We start from the raw sequence: 25,003 nt of genomic DNA on the forward strand, positions 1-25,003 counted from the left end.
AGGTTAAGTATTTTATTTAGCGATATAGGGTAAAGTGTCCAACGAATTCTCTGTCGTCATTCTCTCCGTTGAGTTTGATAACGTACCAGTAATCTCCTGAAGGAAGTTCTTTATTTAAATAAAGACCGTCCCATCCTGGATCACCAGCACCCATTCGGTACACCTCTCTACCATAACGATCAAATATGATGGTTAGTATCTCTGGGAAGCCATCTTCATTTTTAGGTTTCCAAGTCTGATTTTCCGCATCTCCATTTGGGGTAAAGAAGTTAGGAATATCAAGGTCAATAAACTCCATAAAGATACTGGCTACAACTTCGCAACCATTTTCATCTGTTACGGTAACCACGTAAGTATCAGTACGGTTAATATAGAATGTATTGTCGGTACCATTATCTTTATCACCAAAAGTAATATTGTACTCACCTCTTCCTCCTGTAACATTTGCTGTTATCTGGTTGATGTTGGTTTGCTCTAAAACAATGGTCAAAGGTTGGTAGTCTTCTATCTCTATATCATAAGTTATAATACAACCATTGGCATGAGAAATTGATATATAATGTGTACCTGGAGTTAGGTCTCTAAAGAATGGATTAAGTTGCATTTCTGCTGGATCGGTAGTATCAACTCCAAAAAGGACTTGGTCCGCAATACTAGTATCTTCCATCACAATGTTGATGTAGTTATTTGGCGTGTTTCCATTACAACCATATACTGGTTCTACAGATGCATTTAGATTAACACCGGCATCTACCGTTACGGTTATATTTTCTTCACAACCTTGAGCATCACGAATGAAAATGATGTAGTTTCCTTCAGCCAGATCAGTGAACGTTGTTCTGTCTTCTACAAAATCAGTTTCAGTGTGCATTCTAGTACTATAAATAGGTGTACCGCCCGTTATAGTAAGCTCTATGGAACCATTTTCTTCACCTACACATATTTCTGGGGTTGATGTACCTAAAACCTCAATAATAGCAGGTTCGTCAATAGTATATTCCAATTCTATGAAACAACCATTTTGATCTTGTGCAATTACCCTGTAATTTCCAGGAGCAAGGTCTTCAAAAGTGTTTTCATCATCAAACTTATTAAGGTTTGGTGATATAGCATATTGATAACCTCCTGAACCACCGGATAAAGTAACGGTTATACTACCGTCTTCTTCACCATTACAAGTTACATTGATAACATCATCTGTATAATCTAAAGCTGTAGGCTCAGAAATATCAATTCGTTCTGGAGTAGTTATTCTACAATCCTGACTGATTACATCTACGTAATATGTATTTGCTGACAATGAGCTAAATGTTCCATTACTTTGAGGTCCTGCAATACGTGAAGCAACACTTAATGAAGCATCAGTATAAAGCGAGTACTGATAGTTTCCTAAACCACCATCTGCAGTTGCATAAATGGTAGCGGTATTATCTCCATTACAGTTAATTACTGCAGCAGTCTCATCTACTGTTAATATTAATGGATCAATAGGGTCTTCTTCAATAGAATTAGATTGTACAGCTGTACATGAGTTTGTCTCATCTCTTACGTAATAACGATAGACACCAGCACTTAACATACCGCTTAGAGGTAAACTAACGCTGTTTCCTGACATTGCTGTCCATGTTACGTTGTCTATACTATATTCGTATGATCCGCTTCCTCCAGTGGCACTTAATTCGAATTCTACGCCTGTTGTACATGTCAACGGACTAGTTCTTATTAATGAAGCTTCTACTTCCGTAGGATTAACGATTTCAATAATACGTGTTTCTTCAGAACACCCTACTTCATCACTAACGGTAACACTATAGAAACCAGCAGCTAAATTATTAAAGTCACCTGTAGCCTGCCCTACCGAAGTAGTCAACAAAATGCTTCCGGCTATGTCTTCATAAACATTCAATTTGTATTGGTATGTAGGTGTAATATTTCTTGCACCTACCGTAGTTGATATGCTAGCAGTATTTCCGTTAAAACATGATAAGGTCGTTGCTGTTATATCAGCTACAATATCATCAGGTCTAATTAAAGTAAGGTTATCAGAGAATACACATGAGAATGCATCCGTAACAGTCACATGGAAATCGCCTGCAGATAAGTTTTTGAAAATGAATGCCTCAACATTTGTTTCAGTATATATAGTAGAGGTAGTGGTATTTTCTAATACGATAGTATATGGACCTTCACCACCTGTTGGATCAACAAATATTTCACCTTGATCATTACTACACGAAACATTGGCTTCTTCCCTAACCGTAGCTGTAATTGGAGCACTTGGAGCCAATACTGTTATTACATTAGAATCATCATCACACAATGGTGCGGTAGTTTCTGTAATACGTATGTAATAGCTTCCTCCAACAATATTTGAAATAGTTAAAGGTGTACTAGTGTTTCCTGTTCCACTAAATCCGGCAACAGGATTATCATTTAAATCATAAACTTGGTAACTGTAAGGACCAGTATAGTTGCTAATAGCAACACTGAAACTTCCATCATCTACAAGATCGTTCAAACATTGTTCGTCAGTTAATTTGGTTGCAGTAACTTCTATAACGTCTGGATCTTCAATTTTATGAACAGTTTCTATAACACAACCAGTATCTAAATTGGTAATTCTAACACTGTAGTTACCTATTTCTAATCCTGTAAAAGTTTCTGGATTATTAGTAGATGTAATGGTCTGTGCATAAGTTACGTTTATACTTGTTACAATATATTCTAAGTTAGGTGTTGCTGTGGCAGGGCTAACTGTTACTCCAACTTCTATCTCGCCATTGTTCAAAGGAGAACAAGCAGCTTCTTGGGTTGTGGTAACGGTTGCATCGCTTATTTCTACATAAGGTAAAACTGTATCAGCTGTTGATAGTGCAGAACATCCTGCATTATCATACACACGTATTTCATAAGAACCTCCTAAACCATCAGTCTCAAAGTAAGTGGTATTAGAACCATCTTGAACTACACTTCCATCACGTATAAATACGTATCTAGAAAAAGTACCTGTACCACCTGATGCACTAGTGAACGATACACTCGCATTATTACCATTATTACCAAGAGTACAACCATATTCAAGAACGCTAATGGCGTCTACGGTAATAACATCTAATTCAGTAATAGTAATATCTGTTGTTATAGTACAGTTGTTAGCACCTCTTGCTTCTATTGTATATGTTATACCTGCAATAGAACCTTCAAGTCCATCAAAGAAAGCTGAGGTTGACGTTGATGATGTTGCAGCAATTGGGAAAGTAGCCGAACTACCTGGTCCCGTAATAATTCTAAATGTATACGGTCCTACTCCATTATCAGTAACGCCAACTGAAATTGTTCCATCATCGGCACCATTACAAGTTACATTGGTAGAAGAATTTGCATTTATTTCAGGAATCACTGCTGTTTCCAATCGCTGAGTTATAGTTGTACTACAACTATGATTTGTATCTAAATCGGTAATTGTAAATATATAATCACCTACTTGCGTAAGACCTGTAAAAATACCTGTATTGTTGGTATCATCTACTGTAGCTGGAGCTGATAATGGATATTGTACATCATATCTGAAGCTTCCAGAACCACCTGTTTGTGAAATGGTAATCTGTCCACCAGGATCTGTAGTAGAACAATCAATTGTTTTAACTACGGATGCCAATGGTGAAATAGGTTCGTGTAAGTCAATGTTTGTACTTGTAGTACCTACACAACCCCATTGATCGCTAACAACTACTTGATACTCGCCTGCACCTAAGCCGCTAAATATAGCTGAGGTTTGTATAGGTCTCATATCTTCAAAAGTAGAAGTACCAGTGTTGAACAACTGTAATTGATAACTATAGTTACTACCTTGACCATTCAATACATTAATAACTTCAATTTCACCTTCTAAATCGGTACAATTAGGTTGATTGATTCTTAAATCTGCAGTAATTGGGGTTGGATCGGCAAGAACTACATCTGCCAATTGCTCAGCACATCCTCTAGAATCCATAACCCAAACTTGGTAGGTAGCCGCGCTTAAGTTCTCTTCTTTCTGGTTTGAAATATAGCTTGCAGGGTCAGTAGTGTCAATAACTGGACCGGCCGCATCAAAGATGAGATACGAATAACCACCCCATCCACCAGTAACATTGGTAATTGTTATGGTTCCGTTGTTACCAGGAACGCAAGTGATATCGGTAAATACCCTGTTTGCGCTAATTGGGTCACTAGGACCTGCAATGGTGAATAATTCAGAAGCAACACAAGAAGGATTACTATCTTGTGTAACCTCAACACGGTACTCTCCCGCTCCAATGTTAAATGGTGTTGTGGGACCTACATTAGCGGAAGTTCCAGTTGCTCCAACAATGATAGTATCATCTCCTGTGGCAACTGTACCTTGTGAATTATAAATTTGCCATGTGAAACCTGCAGCATATGGATTGGTAGCATCGCTTATAGTAAAGCTAACAGAACCATTATCTCCATTACAAACTACATCGACAGTAGTAGCATCAATTTCAAATGTATTTGGATCTTCAATTTCAAAAGTGGTCTGTACAAAACATCCGGTATTGGTATTCGTAACTGTTACTTCATAGTTTCCTACTCCTATTCCATTAAATGTACTTGTAGGCTGATTTAGTGAACTATACGCATTGTCAGTTCCAGCAACTGAATACTCTAGTGTTGCGGTCCCTGAAGATGGAGTTGTAGTAACTCCTATCGTAACCTGAGCATCATTACCAGGATTACAGCTTACATCCGTATCAATAGTAACCGTAGGATTACTGATTTCTACATAAGGAATAATTGTTTGGGTAGTAGAACCAGAACAACCATTATCATCATAAACATTTATGGTATATGCACCACCTAATACATCAGTTTCAATGTAGGTGTCATTAGAACCGTTTTGAACAATAACATCTGCTTCTATTGCTGCTGTAGCTGGGTTATCATTTTTAATGAATTCATAACGAACAAAGGTATTTGAACCTCCTGCTGCACTTGTTACCGAGATACTCGCATCATTTTGATTGTTAGCAGTTGTACAGCCAAATTCTACAACCGGATTCATTGTTACAACAATAGCTGTTGGTTCTGCAATGATAATAGCAGCACTATCTGTCGTACAATTGTTAGTAGTAGAATTACCAGTAAGGGTTACTACATATCCAGCAGCTGTTGTTGTTGGTGCAAGACCAGTAAACGTTGCCGTAGTATTTGTAAAGCTTGTTGGGTTGATACTTGTTACAGCACCATCCATAGAAGTAATCTCAAAAGTATATGGTCCTGTTGCGTTGTCTATTGCTGAAATAGTAATAGTACCGTCAGAATCACCCAAACAAGTAACGTCGGTAAATGCAATTGTATTAACAACAGGCTCTACCCTAGTTGGAACGTTTACAACAAACTCTCTGTTACAAATTACACTACTAGGTGTATTGGTATCATAAATAGTAATTGTATAATCTCCTGCAGCAGGGGCTTGGTAATTGAAAGGGTTACCAGGAATAATAGTTTGTGTTACCGCAGGAACTCCGGCAGTATTGGTAATTGAATATTCATAACTACCTGAACCATCCAAAACTTCGATTGCTATTACGGCATCTGGTGAAGCAGTACAATCCAATATTTTGGTGAGCTCTGCTTTTGCAGAAAGAACAGGGTTTACTACAAAAGTAGATTGTGAGTTGGTACAACCGTTTCCGTCTATAATATATATATCATAAGAACCAGCGGTTACATTTTCGAACAAACCGGCATTATCAAGATACGTTGTAGGTACAGGGTCACCTGCAGGTACAATAGCATAACGAATATTGCCTGCGGCTGAATTTCCAACTACAGTAAGGTCAATTGGTGCACTACAGTTATCTTGAGAAATTGATGTAAAAGTTGGATTTGCCGATAAACTTAAATTAACCGGTAACATGGTAAACGAACAACCATATTGATCATTGATTGTAACCGTGTAAGCTCCTGCTGGCGAGTTTACAGGAATTTGAACCGGGTTTGTATTTAAGTCTGTTAAAGCTGTAAAACCTAGAGGTCCAGTTACATCATAGGTATAAGGAGCTCCACCACCGCCAGTGATATTGTCAACAGTAATTAAACCTGGCAAGTTACATGAGATGTCTCTTGTTGCAGTTGCTGTGGCATCTAATACCCTTAATTCTGGTACATAGGTGTTTTCACTACCTCCTGTACATGAATCTGTTGTTCCGTCAGACTGTACTATTTCTATATAATAATTGCCCTCGGGTAGACCAATAACGTTTATAGTATTGTTATAAAAGATGTTTCCTCCACTGGTCTGAAGAGCTATAGGATTACCTACTTCAAAGAATTCCCAACGCATATGTGAGTATGCTGTAGTCGGGTTTATTGTATATTCAATTTCACCAGTTGAAGAACCAAAACAAGTTGGGGTTACGTCCGTAGTAATTGTAATAGGCTCAACAATTAGGTCATTTACGTTCACAAGACTTTGACGTACACATCCGGTATTATCTCTAACATAGAAAACATACGTTCTACCTGGTGTCAATCCTGTCCAAGTATAAGAACCTTCACCCGCTGGAACTGTAGCACCACTAGAATTTATGGTTCCACCTGGCTGCCAAGTTGTGGTAGTTGGATCAAAATTGGCTGGATCTTCTGAAAAAGCGTATTCATATGGAGCTACACCTGCAGTACCTTGAACACGCACTTGTAAATCATTACAGTCTACAACTATTGCACTAATACTGATATCTAGGTTATCTAATGGATATGGAATAATGTATCTATCAAAATCCATTTGACAAATGGTACCACTAGGTAAAGTAACTCTAATAGAAGGGAATACTTCTGTACCTGAAACACTACCTCTTAATTCATTAGACAGTTGCCAAGAAGTACCGCCATCATCACTATATTCTATAGTTCCTCCAGCAGGAGCAGTTACATTATCAAATTGGAATCCGTATTCATTGGCATCAGGGTCATTACATGCTGCAGGTAAAATAGGAATAATATCTGCAGTTATTTCAATAGCATTATTAATAGTAATTGTAGCCGAAGTAACCGTACAAGTTTTGGTATCGGTAACCGTAATTTCATAATTACCCACGCCAATACCATTGAAGGTCAATGTTGTTGTAGCGATGTTGTTATTTGTTACTCCGTAATCAATTCCATCAGCAGGAGTAAGGTCTACTAATTGGTATGTGAATGGACCTGTACCTCCGCCAACTGTAGCATCAATAGAACCTAGACCATCAAAACATTCAGGGTCGGTTGCTGTTCCGCTTGCGGTTAATGTGGCAACAGGAGTTAAAATAATATCTTCTTGTAGGAAAGAACATGATGGCGATGCACCGTTGTTGTCCAACACATGTACATCATAACCTGCTGGGTTGGCTGTTGCCATGGCGCTGGTTATGGTCAATGAATTTGTTGTAGTATAAAGACCAGAAGGGCTTGTGTTGGCAGGTACAATGGCGTATACCAATGTTCCATTTCCTCCCGTAGCATTTACAGTTATTGAACCGTCATTACATGCACTAATATCAACAACATCTACAGAGACTACTAATTGTGGGTCTATTGTAATCGTTTGTTGAGCAGCTGTACATCCAAAGGAATCTCTAACGTCTATAGTGTACGTTCCATTGGCTAAGTTGTCAAATGTATGTGTCAACCCAGTAATAGGGGTTGCAGCTACAAATGGTCCGCCGTCAATACTGAAACTGTATCCACCGTTACCTGCTGTAACATCAACCTGTATAGAGCCATCGTTTGTTCCCGAATAACAAGGCGTAGGTATAGCATCAAAAGTAGGTACAGCTGGAGCCGTTACCGTTATTGCGGTATTTATAGGATCACTACAGGTATTTGCATCTCTTACCCTTACGATATAATCACCTGCAATTACTCCGGTAAATGTTGTTTCGGTTTGATAAGCAGTTAGTATTCCACCTGAATTATCTTCCAATTGATATTCATATGTTGGTGTACCACCTGTTGCACTTGCTGTAATAGTAGCACCTGTGTTGTTACAAGTAAATTGTTCCGTAACACTGGCCGAAGCAACGATAACGTTAGGTTCAGTTAAGCTCTGGCTTAATAACACTGTACAATTTGGAAGACTGGCAATGGCATTATCTACATCTCGGACTTCAATACTATGTGCTTGTGCAGCAAGACCTGTAATTTGTGCTGCTGCTGTAAACGGACCAACAAAAGTAGCACCGTTCAAGCTGTATTCGAAACCGCCTGCTCCGTAGTTATCTGCATCTATGGTAATTGTTCCAGAATTATCTGCATTACAATCAAGGTTTTCGAAAGCGGTAATAGAGGCTTCAAAAGTATGTCCGTCTTCAATAATAACTGTTGTACCTACCGTACAATCACTACCGTAGTTTACGGTAATAGTATGGCTTCCTATAGCTACATTGCTAAAAAGATTTGGTGTCTTAGCTGTTGCTCCATCAATGCTATAGGTATAAGTAGCATCATTTGGTAACACCGTGATATTTCCTGTTCCGTCACAATTGTAGGTTACAGAAGTAGAAAGTGTAGGCTCTGTTGGTAATGGCGAAATAATAATATCGGCCAAAGTAATTTCACACGAAGTGGCATTGGCGTCTCTAACTCTAATACTATACGTATCATCCGTTAGGTAAATAAATGTATGTACTCCCGTTGAAGAAGAAGCTGTCCAAGCACCTCCGTTAATACTGTATTGATAGTTTGTTGAACCACCTGTTGTTGGTGTAACGTTTCCAACGGTAATTTCTCCATTAACTAGACAAGTATAAGTTTGTGTAATAGTAGCTTCTGCAACCAGTTGTGCTGGCTCCGTAACGATTACGTTTTCTGCAATAGTTTCACAACCATTAGAATCCTTAACACGCACAGGATATGTAGCTGCAGGAAGATTGGGGAAATTACTTTCTGTTACATAAGTAACTCCATTATCAATACTATAGGTAAATGGTCCGTTTCCACCAGAATCTACAACAATTGAAATAGCTCCGTTAGAATCCCCAAAACAAGTCACCGCTGTTGGTGTTGGAGTGATGACAATTGGCGCATCTTTAGCAACAGTTATAGTATACATTGCCGGACAATAATCAGTTCCACCACTATGGTCACGTACATAGACATCATAATCTCCTGCAGCCGAAACTGCTACAGGATTTGTTGTGCTAAAATCTCCATCAAGGACTGCAGTTCCATTGGTTACAACAGCAAATACATAGTTGTTGTCCCCACCTGAGGCAGCAATAGTAATATCAGTATCAGTTGCACAAGCTGTAATGGTTGGAGCCGATGCGCTAACCGTTAATTGTGGGGCGATTGTAATGGTCTGTAAAACACCAGTACAACTTAAAGCATCTTGTACATTTATAGTATACGTACCATTTGAAAGACCACTAAACGTATGTATTGTAGCATTTGCAGGAGTTGGAATTACCCAAGGATTCCCGTTTATGCTGAAAGTATAATCTCCATTTCCGTCCGTAACATCTACTTGAATCGTAGCAGTATTTCCACCAGGATAACAGGCAGTAGGTATAACATCAAAAGTGATAGGATTTGCTGCTGCTACCTGTAAAGGAGCGTTAATGGCGTCTTCACAAGTGTTGGCATCTCTTACACGAACTATATAATCTCCAGCAGCTAAACCAGAGAAAACAGTGTTTGCTCCGTTCGTTGCATAATCAAATGTCCCGATAACGGCACCCAGATTATCTTCTAATTGATATTCATATGCTGAAGTACCACCGGTAACACTGGCTGTAATAGTAGCACCTCCGTTAGTACAACTTAATTCTGTTGTAATTGAAGCAAAAGCCTCTAGTGCCTCTGGTGCGTTAATGGTCTGTGTAAGCGTTCTTGAACAGGTTGTTTCATCTGCTTTTCTAACAATCAATGTATGTGAACCAGCACCAAGGGTTGCTGGTGAAGTAACCGGTGAAGTAGTTGAAGTTACGAATGCGCTTCCGTCTATTGAATATTGAAATCCTGCTGCATTAAAATCTTCTACTTCAAAGGTAAGTGTACCATCAGAAAGTCCGTTACAACTTGCATCTGTAGAACCAGTAATAGTTGTGGTAAAAACTTTACCTGCAACAACGGTTACAGCGGTCTCAACAGTTTGTACACATACTTCCGGTACTTGAAAAACACTAATATCATCAATAGCAACATCGTTACCTCCGTTACCTATTTTTTCCGTTCTAATAACAAAATCAAGTGTTGTATTACTACCAGGATTTAAATCAGCTGAAAACTCTATCCAGTTGCTAGCTCCCGTATTTTTGGCAATATCTCCTGTTCGGATGGATGCTACTACAGCATCTGTACTTGGGTTACGAACTTCAATAGTTAAATCAGGATCCAAACCACTGGTACCATTTTTTAAAAGGTTGATTAACCAAAGAGAAATACTTAATGGTTGGTTCGGAATTATATCGTTTATAGCCTTTCTGTATATGATTTGGCCAGGACTTGGCGTACCTACATTTATTACTAAATAACGACCTTGTGATGCTTTTGAACCTGATGTATGGTCAATTGGATTAATCCAAGAACCGAAAGGTCTTTCTATATTACTCGTTACCGCATATTCGTAATCATTTACGTATGCTCCGTTGTCTATTGGGGCACCACTTGGAGTTGTGTTATCAAGCTGATTTTCATAAAAGTACCCAGATGTATTTGGGTTTGGTATTGTAGAACCGCTTCCAAAATCTTCGGCCAATAATAAGCTTGGAGTAGGTGGGGTTTGCGAGACATAATTTGTACTCACAGTGTACGTTCCCGGCCCTACATTTTCAAAAACATTGCTTGTTGGGTCTGGCGAATTTACCACACCATCTAAGGCAAAAGTATAATTGTATGTTGAAATATTTGGGGTAGCAGTTACCGTAGCCAATCCATCACAATCATAGCTTACTTCTGGAGTAAGGGTTACGTTTGGTTCGTCAGGAACATCATCAACAGTAACGGTCATAGGAAATTCACAAGCAGCATCTTTTACGATAATCGTATAATCTCCAGGAGGAAGCGTTGCTGTACTAGAAGAACCATAGCTGGCACCTCCATCAAAACTATATTGATAGGGAGGTGTACCGCCCGTAACATTCGTTACTCTTACTTCTGCACCATTAGGGTCACAAGTAGCATCTCTAGAAACTCCTGCAGAAGCACTTAAAGGAAATGGCTCCGTTAAATCTACAGTTTGTGAAAAATTACAACCAGATGAATCGGTTACATATACTTCATATGTACCAGCAATAAGGTTTACAAAATTAGGAGTTCCTTGTGTAGTGGTTCCACCATCTATACTGAACTGAAATGGTGCAACACCACCAGTTGTATTTATAGTAATTGCTCCGTCTGAATCGCCACTACATGATGGTGCGGTTTCAGTAATGGAGTCTAGGGTCATTGCCCCATTATCATTAAGTGTTACTTCGTTAGAAAAGGCAAAACAGTTGTTAGAATCAACAATTACGAAAACATAATCGCCATCTTCTCCTGGAAAATACTCATCGGTACCATCACTGTCAGAATCTCTCCAACCGAAAGAAAAAGTAGGATTTGTATCATAAGCATCACCAGGTATTGATGCTACATCGGCATATAAATTGGTTCCATTTTTACTCCAAATGGCATACGAATAATCAGGATTAGGAAGTCCACCAGCACCTGTAAGAGTTATAGTTCCAGCAGTACAACCAATATTTCTTGTGGTTAATGCCGTTATAGTTGGGTCTGGTGTTCTGGTAACAGTTACATCTTCAGAATAGGCACAACCATCTGCGGTAGAAACTTCTATGATGTAGTCTCCTGCATTTACATTAAAAGAGTTTGTGTTATCCGGTTCTGCAGTTTCGTCATCAATTAAGGTTCCATCACTTCTTTTTAGGATATACGCATAGTTGGGCTCTACATTAAGAACGTCAATCTTTATAATTCCTTGAGCATTACAATTAGCTGGAGTGGTAGTTACATTTACTTGAAAGTCTCTATCTAGTATACCAATGTCTGGAGTACTAAATATACAAGCATCTTCAATAGGGCTTCCTGAAGCGTCTAATTGAGTTACGTCAACTCTATAGGCACCATTAGTAGAAATATCAAAACTAGGACCGTTGTTTGCGCTAAATGGTATTACTATAGCGTTGTTAGCAACATCTACCAATTGGTAGCCATAGTTACTGCCTAAGTTGGTTATAGTGATGTTACCATCTGTAGTACATATGATATCTCGGTCATTGTAAAGAATGTCCAAATTATTCTGAAATACATCAAAATAGAACCGACTAAAACACCCATTGGTATAATTAATAACCAAACGGTATTTTCCAGCTGTATCTGCGTTATAATCGCTTCCTGTAGCCACTTGATTCCACGTACAGCCTAAGTTCTTATTAGCACAATCATCAGGTGCAGCTGTACAGCTTCCTTCATCTAATTTCTCCCAAGCAATACTTTGAGCATCTAGAATATCTAATGTAATAGGTTGTATATCTGCCGTACCACAAAGAAATATTTTAGGTAAAAAGTCACCATCAATACTACATTCTACAATTTCACCTTGAATATCATTAGTAGGATCAGCATCATTATTGGTGTCGTTAAAAAAGTCGACTAATGGATTAGTTTGAGTAGCGCCAAAACGCTCTACAATCATAATTTCTCTAAAGCCTTTACATGGCGCAGGTATAATCTTATCTACAATATAGGTTCCCGGTTGTGTTACAACTAGGGTATTGGAAGTGCTATTTTGTAATACGGTATCTGTAGAATCAAAACTACCGTTGCCGTTATCATCACTTACCCATATATAAGAATCAAAATTTTCTCCTGCGTTTAAAGTTACACTGTCTCCGCAAAGTTGAACGTTTCGGGTAAAATTACAATCAGATAAATCATCTAATAAAAAGTTGGTAGCACCTGGTGTAACGAATCCACAATTATCAAAATCAGATACACTAGGATCATCTGTAATACGGTTATCGTTTATTGCGCCTTGATATGTAGAGTAGGCCAAGTTTTGTATGAGATCTGTACAGGCATCTATAAAGTCAAAGCAGTTTTCCGCAACTTTAACCCGCATACGAATCTGTGCCGGAGTATCACCCTCTTCTACGAACGTATCCGGAATGAAAAAATCAACCTCTCTTGTTGCTGGGTTGTAGGTATATGTAGTTCCGGTAGGCATGTCTATATTTGCCTCGTCAAGGGTAACGTTTATAGGAAGTATATCACGAATGGTATAGTTTACAGCATCATCATTACCGGTGTTTGTAAAAGTAAGAACGTAATCTAATATCTGACCAAGGTTAACACCTTGACCTGTAATATCATTACCGGCAATATCTTCTACCTTTTTTTCTAGAACAATATCCGGTTCAATAATTTCAATATTGAACGAGTTGAAAAACGGATAATACTGATCACCATTGGTCTGAAAGCTAAAGGTTGCAGCAGTTTCACTATTAGGTATAACGGAATTGGTTGGGTTGTTTAAATTAAAGATATCACTGTCAAAACCTAATGTGTTTAGACTAAATGGATCTCTATCATTAGCATGTACACCATTACGTGTAATATTACTATTAAAGAAGTTATTTGAAGGATTTGTGCCGTTGCTTAAGGTTGTAAAATTTGGTCTGCTCGCAGCCCTAATTCTTAATCTGTCTCCTGTAATTCTAAAGTCACCTTCAAGTGTAGCAGCACCAATATTTGCGCTCACCGGACCTACTGGAATTGTATTAAACCCTGAGTAATTTATATTAACATTACTGGTACCGGTAACCCTAGCAAAACCATCAAAAGTGGTAATAAGTTTACCACTAGAATTAGGGTTTTCATAAACAATAACAAGAGTCCAACCTCCTGCTGCACCACCGGTCATGCGAGAGGTTCCATTGAAGACACCATAACCTTGAGCACTAGGTACGTTAGCGATGGTATAATCTCCTTGAGGATTAGCTAAAGGAGTTATTAAACTGGTTACATCTGCGTAACATGCGTATGGAGCGTTAGCACTAAGAGCAGGATTCGTTAGACCGTCATGTAGGATTTCATCTGCTGTAATATCTACATAGGTGCCATTGGGAACTTTAAATTTTATTTGGTCTATTTGCCGTGTTCTGGCCGTACCTACTGGGTCTGCAGTATCATCTCTTGGATACGTTGCTGACCAATATAGACCTGCATATCTTATAAGATTACAGTCGGCATTAGGAAATGAAAAGGTTGCTGTACTAGAACTAAATGTAGAGGTATCACTATCTACATCTATGTACTGCATGTTTTTGTAATCATTGTAATTGTAGTAACCACCTGTTTCTGCGTTACGATTACTAGAGGGCCAAAAATTCCCATTAGTGTTGAGGTTATTGTAAGGATCTTCTGGTTCGGTAGCAGTAGTGCCTCCGTCCCTATTTACAATAGTGTTTGAAATAAATGTTAGATCCCCCTTAATGTTGTTCTGGTAACGAACTTCAAAGGAATTATATTCTTGTGAATAGCCTGCAAATGCCAATAAAAATAGAGCGCCCGCAAATATTTTTTTAATGGATTTTGATTTCATTAAGCTAGTAGGTTAGGTTTGACGCGCATAATCCACATTTTGTCATTGTACGCATCATTTAGGTTGGTATAGTAGGACAAGAGGGCATTGTTCCAAGATTGGTGTCTTTTTAGATAAACATATCTCCAGTTATTATCTGGGTTTATGAAGTAACTGGCACTTAGCCCGTAAGAATTTAAAAGTTTTACAAAACGATTTGCATTTTTAGGATTTGCAAATACATTTGCGATGATATAGTAGCCAGAGCCAATACCATCTATTTTATGAGTTTTAGGATCTAACTCATTAGATACCATTTGGTCTTTTACTACAGCATTTGTGCGTAGTACGTCAGTATCATATTTAGCAGATTTTTCTTTTAGTTTATCTACGTTAGAAGCGTAAGCTTCGTTAGAGTAGCGGTTGTCAACATCCATAATCCACATTGCGCCGTCATAGGCACCGTTCATACCACTGTTGTGTGCGGCTACCGCTTCTTCCCAAGTATCATAACGTTCTAAATACACATATTTTAACCCGTTACTAGGATTGTCTATATAGTCCGAAGAAAAACCATCGTTATTAAGTTTGTTCATAAACTTGTCCATATACTGGCCGCCTTTATAAACATTGGCTACTACATAGTAACCGTCTTTTACGCCTTCTAAGTTTTTGAATTTTCTACTTTTTACATCGCTTCTATCCGCAACTGCAGAAGTTGTTCCAGAATTTGTTCTACTATTGGTAGTTGTATTGCTTTGAACTTTATCTTTTGCAATAGTAGGCCTAGACTGGGTTGTATTATTTGAAGCTAAAGTCGTTGTTGGAGTACTGTTGTTAGAGATGTTATTGTTCGGTGTCTTACTTGTAGGTGTACCGTTGTTAGATGTATTAGCTGTTAATGTACTGTTTGGTATTCCAGTGCTATTTTGTGTGTCATTACTGGCAATAGCAGGGCGATCATTACTTCCCATAAATAAGCTCTGGGCGCGATCTTCAAGATCAGGACGTTCGCCATTGGTCTCGTTTCGGACCATACTCATTACCATATTAAAGCGATTCTCTAAATCTTTTTGACGATTAGATTCCAATGAATCTTGACGGAACATTAATTCTTGAATGATAGCATCGTTCTCAGCTAGTTTACGTTTAAGTTCTTCTATCTCTTCATTATCTACAAGATCATTTTTGTCAACTTCTTCGTTGTCAACCAAAGAGTCTTCATAATCATCTTCTAACATTACACGGTCTTCGGTAAGGTTAGGAGTAAATGAGAAGGCGAAGGAAATTTCATGGGTAACACCAAAATTATCAAAGTTGGTTCCAAAACCCTTTTCCATTGTGTATCCTAAAGAAAGTCTTTTGTTGATGTTGAAACCCGCACCAGCAGATGCACCGTAAAAACTGTCATAACCACCTTGTAACCAACCTAATTTAGGTAGGTCCAAAATAACAGCACCTCCGTAAGTCATATCTTGAGACTCGTCGCCTGCTGCTAATCGGTTTTGACCATTCATGCGTACTCTTGCAATTGGCATTAATCTGCTACCCTCCATAATACCCTCATTATTATCAAAATGATGGGTATATTGAAGGTGACTAGAATATGTTTTATCACCAAACTCTGTTAACGACTTGCTTGTCTTTAAATTATAATCGAATAAGTTTTCGGCAAAAACACCAAAATCTATGTTGCCATAAGAGATGTTAAAACCAGGTTGAAAAGAAAGAACATTGCTATCTTCAGTACCGGTTAAACTATAGTCATTAAGATCAATAACATCAATGCTGTTTTGATCAAGCCCCGTACTATAATAGGCCAGGTTACCACCAAATGTAAAATTACTTTTGTCGCTCAACTTTATCCCGTAGGCATAGTTGGCCAACACACCAATGTTAGATACCGCTCCAACACTTTGTGTATACAAGCTTAGTCCTAAACCACTTTTATCTCCTATTCTACCACTGTAACTTAAGAAGTAAGTCTGGTCATTATCCTTAAATTGTACCGATTGGTTTCGGTGTAAAAGGTTAATGTATGACTTGTCTTCCTGAACGGTAGAAAAGGTTGGGTTAATCAAGAATCTGTTGAACTTCAACAAATTCTGTGACGCTGGGCTATATAACAAAACTGGATCGTCTTCCTGCGCCTGAACGCTTCCAAACGTTAGGGCAGCCAGCAAAGTAAGTGCTATGTATTTTACAAATTTCATGGCGGGGTGGTTATCTAATAACTGTTATAGTACCTTGTTTCAATGTCTCGCTATCATTTTTAATTACATAGTAGAAAACCATGTTTTGCTTAGCGAAGCTAATTGAAGACTCAGGCCAGTTATTTTGGTAGTTGGTTGAATTAAGGACTTCTTCTCCTTGGGCGTTATATATGATTACACGCACATCAGATTTGTTGGAATATGAATTAGGTACAATCCATTGATCGTTTGCGCCATCACCATTAGGTGTTATAACGTTAGGTATATTAAATAGATCTAAATAGGTTACTGTAATTGGTTTACTGATTTCACAGTTATCGATATTTGCTATCAATAAGTAGCTACCTTCTGTAGTAAAAGTTACTGAAGAAGAACTGCTTATTTCAATATTGTTAGCATCTAACCATCTGTAGGCAGTACCACCATTTGCATTTACAGTTTTAGAACTTCCTTCTGGAAAAATTACATCTCCTTCAACATCCAATGTAATAAGCTCGGGGTCTAAAGGAATGATGCTAATTTCATTTGATACTTGAGAACACGTACCTTTTCTGATTACCAAACGGTATGTTCCTTGTTGAGTAACTGACAAAGAACTATCTGATGAATTAATAGCTTCACCATCACGTTCCCAATCAAAAGTTTCAGAAGTTAAGTCTGTAGTAGTAGATATAGTAATTATATCTGAAGAGCTACAATAAACGGTACTTGTACTGCTAATTGTAAGAGCTTCGCTTGCTAGTTGTACTGGCAAGTTGTTTGATGTTGTGGCCATTCCACCTAAATCAGTATTTACTGTATAGGCTCCATTTTCATCGCTATTTGTTAAACTGATAGATTGTGAAGTTTCACCCGTTACGTTAGCTCCGTCTTTCTGCCATTGATAAGTAAAAGATGAGGCAACGTCTGCAGTAACATCAATTTCACTTGCATCACTTAATACAGCATATATTTTGTCAACAGTCAAGGCTATGCTCGTACTGGTACATGACTCATAAGAAGTAGCATACGCTATTTCTGTTCTGAATGCCGTAGGCGCTACAATCTCTGTATCTTCAGAATTAACTGTAGTAGATGCACAAGTACCACCTGTTTGTGTAATAGCAGCGTGGTATGTTCCGGCTTGGCTAACGGTTAAAGAAGAACTATTAGAGCTAGGAATTGGAGTACCATTTCTAAACCACTCAAAGGTTGGTGAATTGGCGCTTGTCGTAATACTTAAAGTTTGAGACTGAGAAGGAAGTACTACAAGGTTAGCATTGTTATTTCTTGTAACTGTAAATGCTCCTGAATTTGTAATAGTTACTGCAGCAGATGTTTCTGTACAGATACCTGTTCCTTTCACTTCTACTGTATAGTCTCCTACAAAAGCAGGATTGGTTGTGTCAATGGTATATGTAAAGCCACCTACTTGAGAAGCTTGTATTTCAGTACCATCTTTATACCATGTATATATATAGGTAGCATCTTGTACGTTTGCTTCTAAAGGAGCAACAGTATCTCCTGCACATAAAGCAGTAGTTGTAGGCGTGTTAATTGCAATACCTGTACTAGTACCAGAATTAATAATAATATGATTAGATTCTGTATTGGCAGAACCTGTACAGTCACCGTAATCAATAAATACAAAGTATTCCCCCGTTCCATCTGTTACTATAGATGGTCCGTTATCAGAAAGTTTTGTACCGCTTCTATACCAAGAATACTGATAAGTATTTAAATCTGCAGCCGGTATGTTATCTACGGTTAAAGTAATTTGTGTGCTACCGCAAGCTTGTAAACTTCCAGGGGTAGTTCCATCACCATCCGGACTCATGTGTAAGTTGGTATCAAAACCTAAAAAGTACATGGAGTATCCAGCGGATGCCATTCCTGTTGATGCAGGACTTGTACTTCGTACGCGCATCATATAGTTAGCACCTCTGGTATTATCAGGAAGGATAAAACTAGTAGTAAACTCGTTATTACTATTTTGATCACTTACGGTTGAAAGTTCTAAAGGACTACCAAATGACCCATTAGGGTCTGACAGCTCTAGTATAAATGTGTTGTCGGAATTTGCGGCTCCAGCCCATTCTATAGTAACAAAAAACTCGTTAAAGTCTGTATCTGCACATGCTCTTGGCCAGGTGTTGGTTCCCGCTAAATTGGGGTTGTCAGCAGGCACTGGTGCCTGCAATGCAATTTGTGCAGAGATTTGTGTGGTGAGCAGCACTAAAAATGCTGTCAATATTGTTCGCGGAATGTTAATTCTTTTCTGTCTCATAAGTAGGCGTAGTTTTGGGTTTACTACAGGTTTCAATGTCAGATTTGGATTATGACATGGAGAATACACTAACAAATATGAGCTATAATACACGCGTAGAGAATTTAATGTTGTATCAAGGGATATAATTGTTGTGAAATGCAGGTATTTGTATGAATGAAGTTAGAAAGCTGCCCGATTACTGCATTTTACGTACCTTTGTGGCACTAAAAATTAACCCTATGAGCGAGGCAGTTGAGTCGTTAAATTTCATTGAACATATTGTTGAAGAGGACTTGAAAAATGGTTATTCGGAAAAGGATTTGCGCTTTCGTTTTCCTCCTGAACCCAACGGCTATTTACACATTGGTCATGCAAGCTCTATTTGTTTAAATTTTGGACTAGGATTACGGTACAATGCACCTGTTAATTTAAGGTTTGATGACACCAATCCGGCAAAGGAAGAACAAGAGTATGTAGATGCTATTAAGAAGGATGTGGAATGGTTAGGTTTCAAATGGGATACCGAAAGGTATGCTTCTGATTATTTTCAACAATTATATGATTGGGCCATTGAACTTATTAAGCAAGGAAAGGCTTATGTAGATGAACAGTCTTCTGAAGATATGGCTATCCAAAAAGGGACACCAACACAAGAAGGAACTAATAGTCCATTTAGAGATCGTTCTGTAGAAGAGAATCTTGCAATCTTCCAAGAAATGAAAGATGGAAAATTTGCTGAGGGAACACATGTACTTCGCGCTAAAATAGATATGGCATCTTCTAATATGTTGATGCGTGATCCTATTATGTATAGAGTACTTCATAAAGCACATCACCGTACAAATACCGATTGGTGTATTTATCCAATGTATGATTGGACGCATGGAGAGAGTGATTATATAGAACAAGTTTCGCATTCGTTTTGTACGCTAGAGTTTGCAATGCACCGTGAGCTTTATGATTGGTTTTTAGATCAAGTTACGGACACAGAAAAGTTACGTCCTAAGCAACGGGAATTTGCACGTAGGAACCTTAGCCATACTGTGGTTAGTAAAAGAAAGCTGCTACAATTAGTAGAAAATAATGTGGTAACTGGTTGGGATGATCCTAGAATGAGTACCATATCTGGGTTAAGAAGACGTGGTTATACACCAGAGTCTATCCGTAATTTTGTTGAGACAATAGGTATTGCAAAACGAGACAACCTTATAGATGTTTCTCTTTTAGAATTCCACTTACGGGATCATTTGAATAAAATTTCTCCTAGAGTTATGGGTGTTTTGGACCCAGTAAAGGTGATTATTACTAATTATCCGGAAGGAGAAGTGGAATGGTTGGATACAGAAAACAATCCTGAAGATGAGTCAGCAGGTACACGTCAAATACCTTTTACTAGAGAAATTTATATTGAAAAGGAGGATTTTAAGGAGGAAGCAAATCGTAAGTTTTTCCGTTTAAAACTAGGAGGAGAGGTTAGATTAAAATCGGGATATATCATAAAGGCAGAAAGCTGCACCAAAGATACCGATGGGAATATTACAGAAATTCAATGTACATATGATCCTAAGAGTAAAAGTGGTAGTGGTACGGAAGAAAGCCTTCGCAAAGTAAAAGGTACTTTGCATTGGGTATCTGTTGCTCATGCTTTGAAAGCAGAGGTTAGATTATATGACCGGTTATTTACAGATGAAAGTCCGGATACGCATAAAGACAAAGATTTTATGGAATTCATTAATCCTGATTCTTTAAAAGTGATTACTGGATATTTAGAACCTAGTCTTTCAGAGGCAAAATCTGGAGATCGTTTTCAATTTCAACGTTTGGGTTATTTTTGTGTTGACCCAGATTCAACTAATGAGAAATTGGTTTTTAATAAAACTGTTGGCTTAAGAGACACTTGGGCAAAATTGCAGAATAAGTAGATTTTTACTTTTTCAAAAATTCTGGACTCCTTAAGGACATTTTGTTTTTAAGGAGTTTTTTTTCGCATTACAACCAAATTATCTACTATAATTTTTATCTATAGTAAATAGATTTTATATTGATAATTCACATTAAATATTACTTATTTTAATGCGATTTGCTGGGAATACAGATTTAAGCTTAATAATGTATCCAGTAATCGGATTTTTGGCTATTAAATCGCTTTAAAACCGTTAAATGTCCCTTAAAATGATGTAAACGTTAATTTTCAAATTGATTGAGGTAATATCACTGAAATGTTTGGCGTAAATTGCATAGTATATAAGAAGTTGGTTTGTTTAGCCATTTTAGTGTGGAAAAATAATCTTCTTATAGTTTATTAGAATATTAATTTAAAAAATACAGATTATGTCAAACGATAGTGGAAATGTTTTATTGGCCGTTATAACAGGAGCAATTTTAGGAGTAGGGGCTGGAATTTTATATGCACCGGCTAAAGGCGAAAAAACAAGAAAGAAAATTAAGAAGAACGCCTTAAAAACTAAAGACGATATCTCACACAGAATTTCTCAAGCAACGGATGAGTTAACCAAAACCGCTGAAGAGAAAAAGGTAGACTTTGAGCAAAAATTAGAGGATACTATTTCTAACATGAGTTATAAGGCAGATGATATTATCATGAGTCTAGAGAGCAAGTTGGCCGAGTTGAAGAAAAAGAATGCTCAATTACAGAAATAGCATATGGCTTTTGAAGAACTAAAAGAGAGCATATCAGAAGCTGAATCAAGTGCCAAGTCGTATATAGACAGTAGCACTGAGTTTTATAAGCTAAAGGCTTTTAAACTGCTTATGAAGGGTGTTACTGGGTTTGCCCAAGCAGCTTTTATAGGAACTGCAGTAGTGCTGGCACTTTTATTCTTGTCAGTAGCAGCTGGTTTTTGGATTGGTGCGGAATTGGAGAATACGGCCTTAGGGTTTTTATGCGTAGGAGCGTTTTATATACTATTGGGTATATTAGTCTTTGTGTTCCGTCGTTCTCTGGTAAAACCACTGATGGCTCGTTTTTCCGAACTTTATTTTGAAGAGATATGATACCAAAAAAATATACTTCTTTCGAGCAGATAGACCAAGATTTAAAAATCTTGAAGCTACAGCAGGATATAGAACGCGAAAACCTTAAAATGCAGGTTCAGATAACAAAGAATAGTTTGTACCCAACGCATTTGTTGGGTGGTTTTAGTGGCATTGTTCAGAAACTAACGATTTCAATGGTAGCTAAAAAGCTGTTGAAAAAGTTCAATTAAACCAAATATACAATACAAAAGGGCCCTCAAGAATAATTTCTTGAGGGCCCTTTTTTGTTTTAAAAGAATTTAATACTACTCTTTCTTTTTCTCTTTATGTGTCTTTTTCATAGACTCACCAATCATATTACTTGCCGTAAAGGACGCAACCATGTTATTCAGCATGTCACTACCTGCTTGTGGAGAGTTAGGTAGAAGAATTAAGTTCGTGTTCGTTTCTTCACCTATAGATTGTAAGGTATCATAGTGTTGGGTAACTACAATTAGGGCAGAGGCTTCTTGTGAGTTGATACCCACTTTATTCAATACTTCTACAGATTCTTCTAATCCACGTGCTATTTCACGACGTTGATCAGCAATACCCATACCTTGAAGTCTCTTGCTTTCTGCTTCCGCTTTGGCTTTTTCTACAATCAATATACGTGCAGCATCACCTTCAAACTGTGCTGCTATTTTTTCACGCTCAGAGGCATTAATACGGTTCATTGCTTCCTTTACCTGAGCATCTGGGTCAATATCCGTTACCAAGGTCTTAATGATGTCGTAGCCATAGTCTAGCATAGCCTCCTGTAATTCAGATTTCACTGCAATTGCAATATCATCTTTCTTTACAAAAACGTCATCTAACTTCATTTTAGGTACTTCGGCACGTACAACATCAAATACATAAGATGTAATCTGCTCGTGTGGATATTCCAGTTTGTAAAAGGCGTCATAAACTTTCTCTTTAATTACTACATACTGAACAGAAACCTTGAGTTTCACAAATACATCATCTAAGGTTTTGGTTTCAATAATTACATCTAGCTGTTGAATTTTAAGGCCCATTCTTGCTGAAATCCGCTGTACGAAAGGTATTTTAAATTGAATTCCGGATTGTCGTACACTTGTAAATCTCCCAAAAGTTTCTATTAAAACGGCAGTTTGCTGTTTAACAATAAAGACTCCGGAAAGCACCGTCGCAACGACGAAAAATATGATTGGTATCCAAATAAGATTTCCCATAATTTTTGATTTTTTAGTTATTGATTGAATTTACAAAACGCTTCGTATATATGTAATACTTTTCTTGAGTTTGTTACACTTGACTTCAATAAACGAAAAAGGAGCAGAGATTAGGGTTAACTAATTTCTGCTCCTTTTTAAAAAATATAAATCGATTTTAAGTTAAATCTGCAATCGCCTTTTGAATGCGAGCAATGCTATCTTCTTTACCAATCATAGCCATAATATCAAATAAATGTGGGCCTTTCATATCACCAACAATTACCAAGCGTAGTGGTGGCATTACTTTTCCAAAAGATAGTTCTTGTTCTCCAATCCAAGCCTTTACAGTGGTTTCAACGTTTTCAGACGTGTAATCGGTAATTCCTTCTAATATAGATACCAAACGGTTTAGGATATCTGGAGTATCTTCTTTCCATTGTTTTTTGGCAGCCTTTTCATTGTATGAAGTAGGGGCTTCAAAAAAGTAATCGGATAATTCCCAAAAGTCAGAGACGAATACGGCACGTTCCTTAATCAGGCAAACAACTTTTTCAAGATAATCGCTAGACTTATCAGCAACAGAAACTGATTTAGTTTCTAGAATTTTAGCATAAAGGTCGGCCAATTCTTTGTTGTCCTTGCTTTGTAAATATTGTTGATTGTACCATTTGGTCTTATCAGGGTCAAAACGAGCACCAGACTTGTTTACACGTTGTAAACTAAAGGTTTCAATTAATTCATCAAGACTAAAAATCTCTTGTTCTGTTCCTGGATTCCACCCTAAAAGGGCCAAGAAGTTAACAACAGCTTCTGAAAAATAACCTTCTTCTTTGTAGCCTTTAGACTCGTTCCAAGTCAGTGGAAATACAGGGAAGCCCATTTTTTCGCCATCACGTTTGCTGAGTTTACCTTTTCCTACCGGTTTCATTATTAATGGTAGATGAGCAAATTCAGGAGCTTTCCAGCCAAAGGCATCATATAACTGTTGGTGTAGCGCCAAAGATGGTAACCATTCTTCACCACGTATAACATGGGTAATTTCCATTAAATGGTCATCAACAATGTTAGCAAGGTGGTAGGTAGGCATTCCGTCACCTTTAAATAGAACTTTATCATCTAGAACATTGGTGTCTATTTCAATAGTACCACGAACTATATCCTTAAGATGTAATTTTTCATCTGGAGCCGTTAAAAAACGAACCACATAATCTTCACCCGCATCTAAGCGTTTTTGAACTTCTTCAGGTGTTAAGGAAAGAGAGTTATCTAATTTTAAACGGTTGTGCCAGTTATAAATAAAAGTCTTACCATTAGCCTCATGGTCTTTACGGTGAAAATCAAGCTTCTCTGCTGTATCAAAGGCATAGTAAGCCTTTCCGTTGGCTATTAGCTCTTCTGCATATTGCTTATATAAATGCTTACGCTCACTTTGTCTGTATGGGCCAAAGTCTCCTTTAAGACCTGGGCCTTCGTCAAAAGTTAGTCCACACCATTTTAGTGAGTCTATAATGTACTGTTCAGCACCTTCAACATAACGGTTTTGATCAGTATCTTCTATTCTAAGAATAAAATCACCACCGTGTTTTTTGGCGAAAAGATAGTTGAATAGGGCGGTGCGGACACCACCAATGTGCAATGGCCCTGTTGGGCTGGGTGCAAAACGTACGCGTACTCTTTGGCTCATGGCTAAAAATTTATGGCGCAAAGGTATAAAAAGCACCCTAGCCCTCAAAGGTATACTGCTTAAACCGCGCTTACATTC

General features: G+C 37.8%; 9 protein-coding genes. 4 read left to right on the forward strand and 5 right to left on the reverse strand.

The genetic code is table 11. From position 1 onward, the window contains the following. Positions 1-16: 16 nt before the first annotated feature. The 3 genes from HW347_RS03435 to HW347_RS03445 are packed head-to-tail and all read right to left on the reverse strand — an operon-like array spanning position 17 to position 19,045. Complete coding sequence (locus tag HW347_RS03435; protein ID WP_214610532.1) at positions 17-14,587, reverse strand: T9SS type B sorting domain-containing protein; 14,571 nt, start codon at positions 14,585-14,587, stop codon at positions 17-19. Further along, positions 14,587-16,779, reverse strand: a complete 2,193-nt coding sequence (locus HW347_RS03440) for a PorP/SprF family type IX secretion system membrane protein (protein ID WP_214610533.1) — start codon at positions 16,777-16,779, stop codon at positions 14,587-14,589. The genes HW347_RS03435 and HW347_RS03440 overlap by 1 nt, the downstream gene beginning before the upstream one ends. A gap of 10 nt (positions 16,780-16,789) precedes the next feature. Beyond that, positions 16,790-19,045: a T9SS type B sorting domain-containing protein gene (locus HW347_RS03445; RefSeq protein ID WP_214610534.1), complete on the reverse strand. Its 2,256-nt coding sequence runs from the start codon at positions 19,043-19,045 to the stop codon at positions 16,790-16,792. A gap of 221 nt (positions 19,046-19,266) precedes the next feature. Between HW347_RS03445 and HW347_RS03450 the strand changes: the two genes are divergently transcribed. The 4 genes from HW347_RS03450 (at position 19,267) to HW347_RS03465 (ending at position 22,254) form a co-directional block, all read left to right on the forward strand. Further along, complete coding sequence (locus tag HW347_RS03450) at positions 19,267-20,949, forward strand: glutamine--tRNA ligase/YqeY domain fusion protein (protein ID WP_214610535.1); 1,683 nt, start codon at positions 19,267-19,269, stop codon at positions 20,947-20,949. A 409-nt stretch (positions 20,950-21,358) separates the two neighbouring features. Beyond that, a complete protein-coding gene (locus HW347_RS03455; protein WP_214610536.1) occupies positions 21,359-21,688 on the forward strand; it encodes a YtxH domain-containing protein in 330 nt (109 codons plus the stop codon). A gap of 3 nt (positions 21,689-21,691) precedes the next feature. After that, positions 21,692-22,042 (forward strand): hypothetical protein, encoded by a 351-nt coding sequence (locus tag HW347_RS03460; protein WP_214610537.1) that lies wholly within the window; start codon positions 21,692-21,694, stop codon positions 22,040-22,042. Then, on the forward strand, positions 22,039-22,254 hold the full coding sequence (locus HW347_RS03465) for a DUF6327 family protein (RefSeq protein WP_214610538.1): 216 nt from the start codon (positions 22,039-22,041) through the stop codon (positions 22,252-22,254). Before HW347_RS03460 ends, HW347_RS03465 begins: the two co-directional genes overlap by 4 nt. Before the next feature lie 75 nt (positions 22,255-22,329). On the opposite strand, the gene HW347_RS03470 is transcribed toward HW347_RS03465, so the two are convergent. Together HW347_RS03470 and gltX are read right to left on the reverse strand one after the other, a co-directional pair. Continuing rightward, positions 22,330-23,259 carry an SPFH domain-containing protein gene (locus HW347_RS03470; RefSeq protein WP_214610539.1) on the reverse strand — a complete coding sequence of 310 codons (930 nt, stop codon included), beginning with the start codon at positions 23,257-23,259 and terminating at the stop codon, positions 22,330-22,332. Positions 23,260-23,416: 157 nt separating this feature from the next. Further along, complete coding sequence (gene gltX / locus HW347_RS03475; protein WP_214610540.1) at positions 23,417-24,925, reverse strand: glutamate--tRNA ligase; 1,509 nt, start codon at positions 24,923-24,925, stop codon at positions 23,417-23,419. Positions 24,926-25,003 lie beyond the last annotated feature (78 nt).

This window comes from Zobellia barbeyronii (assembly GCF_018603515.1).
In the GTDB taxonomy this organism is placed as follows: domain Bacteria; phylum Bacteroidota; class Bacteroidia; order Flavobacteriales; family Flavobacteriaceae; genus Zobellia; species Zobellia barbeyronii.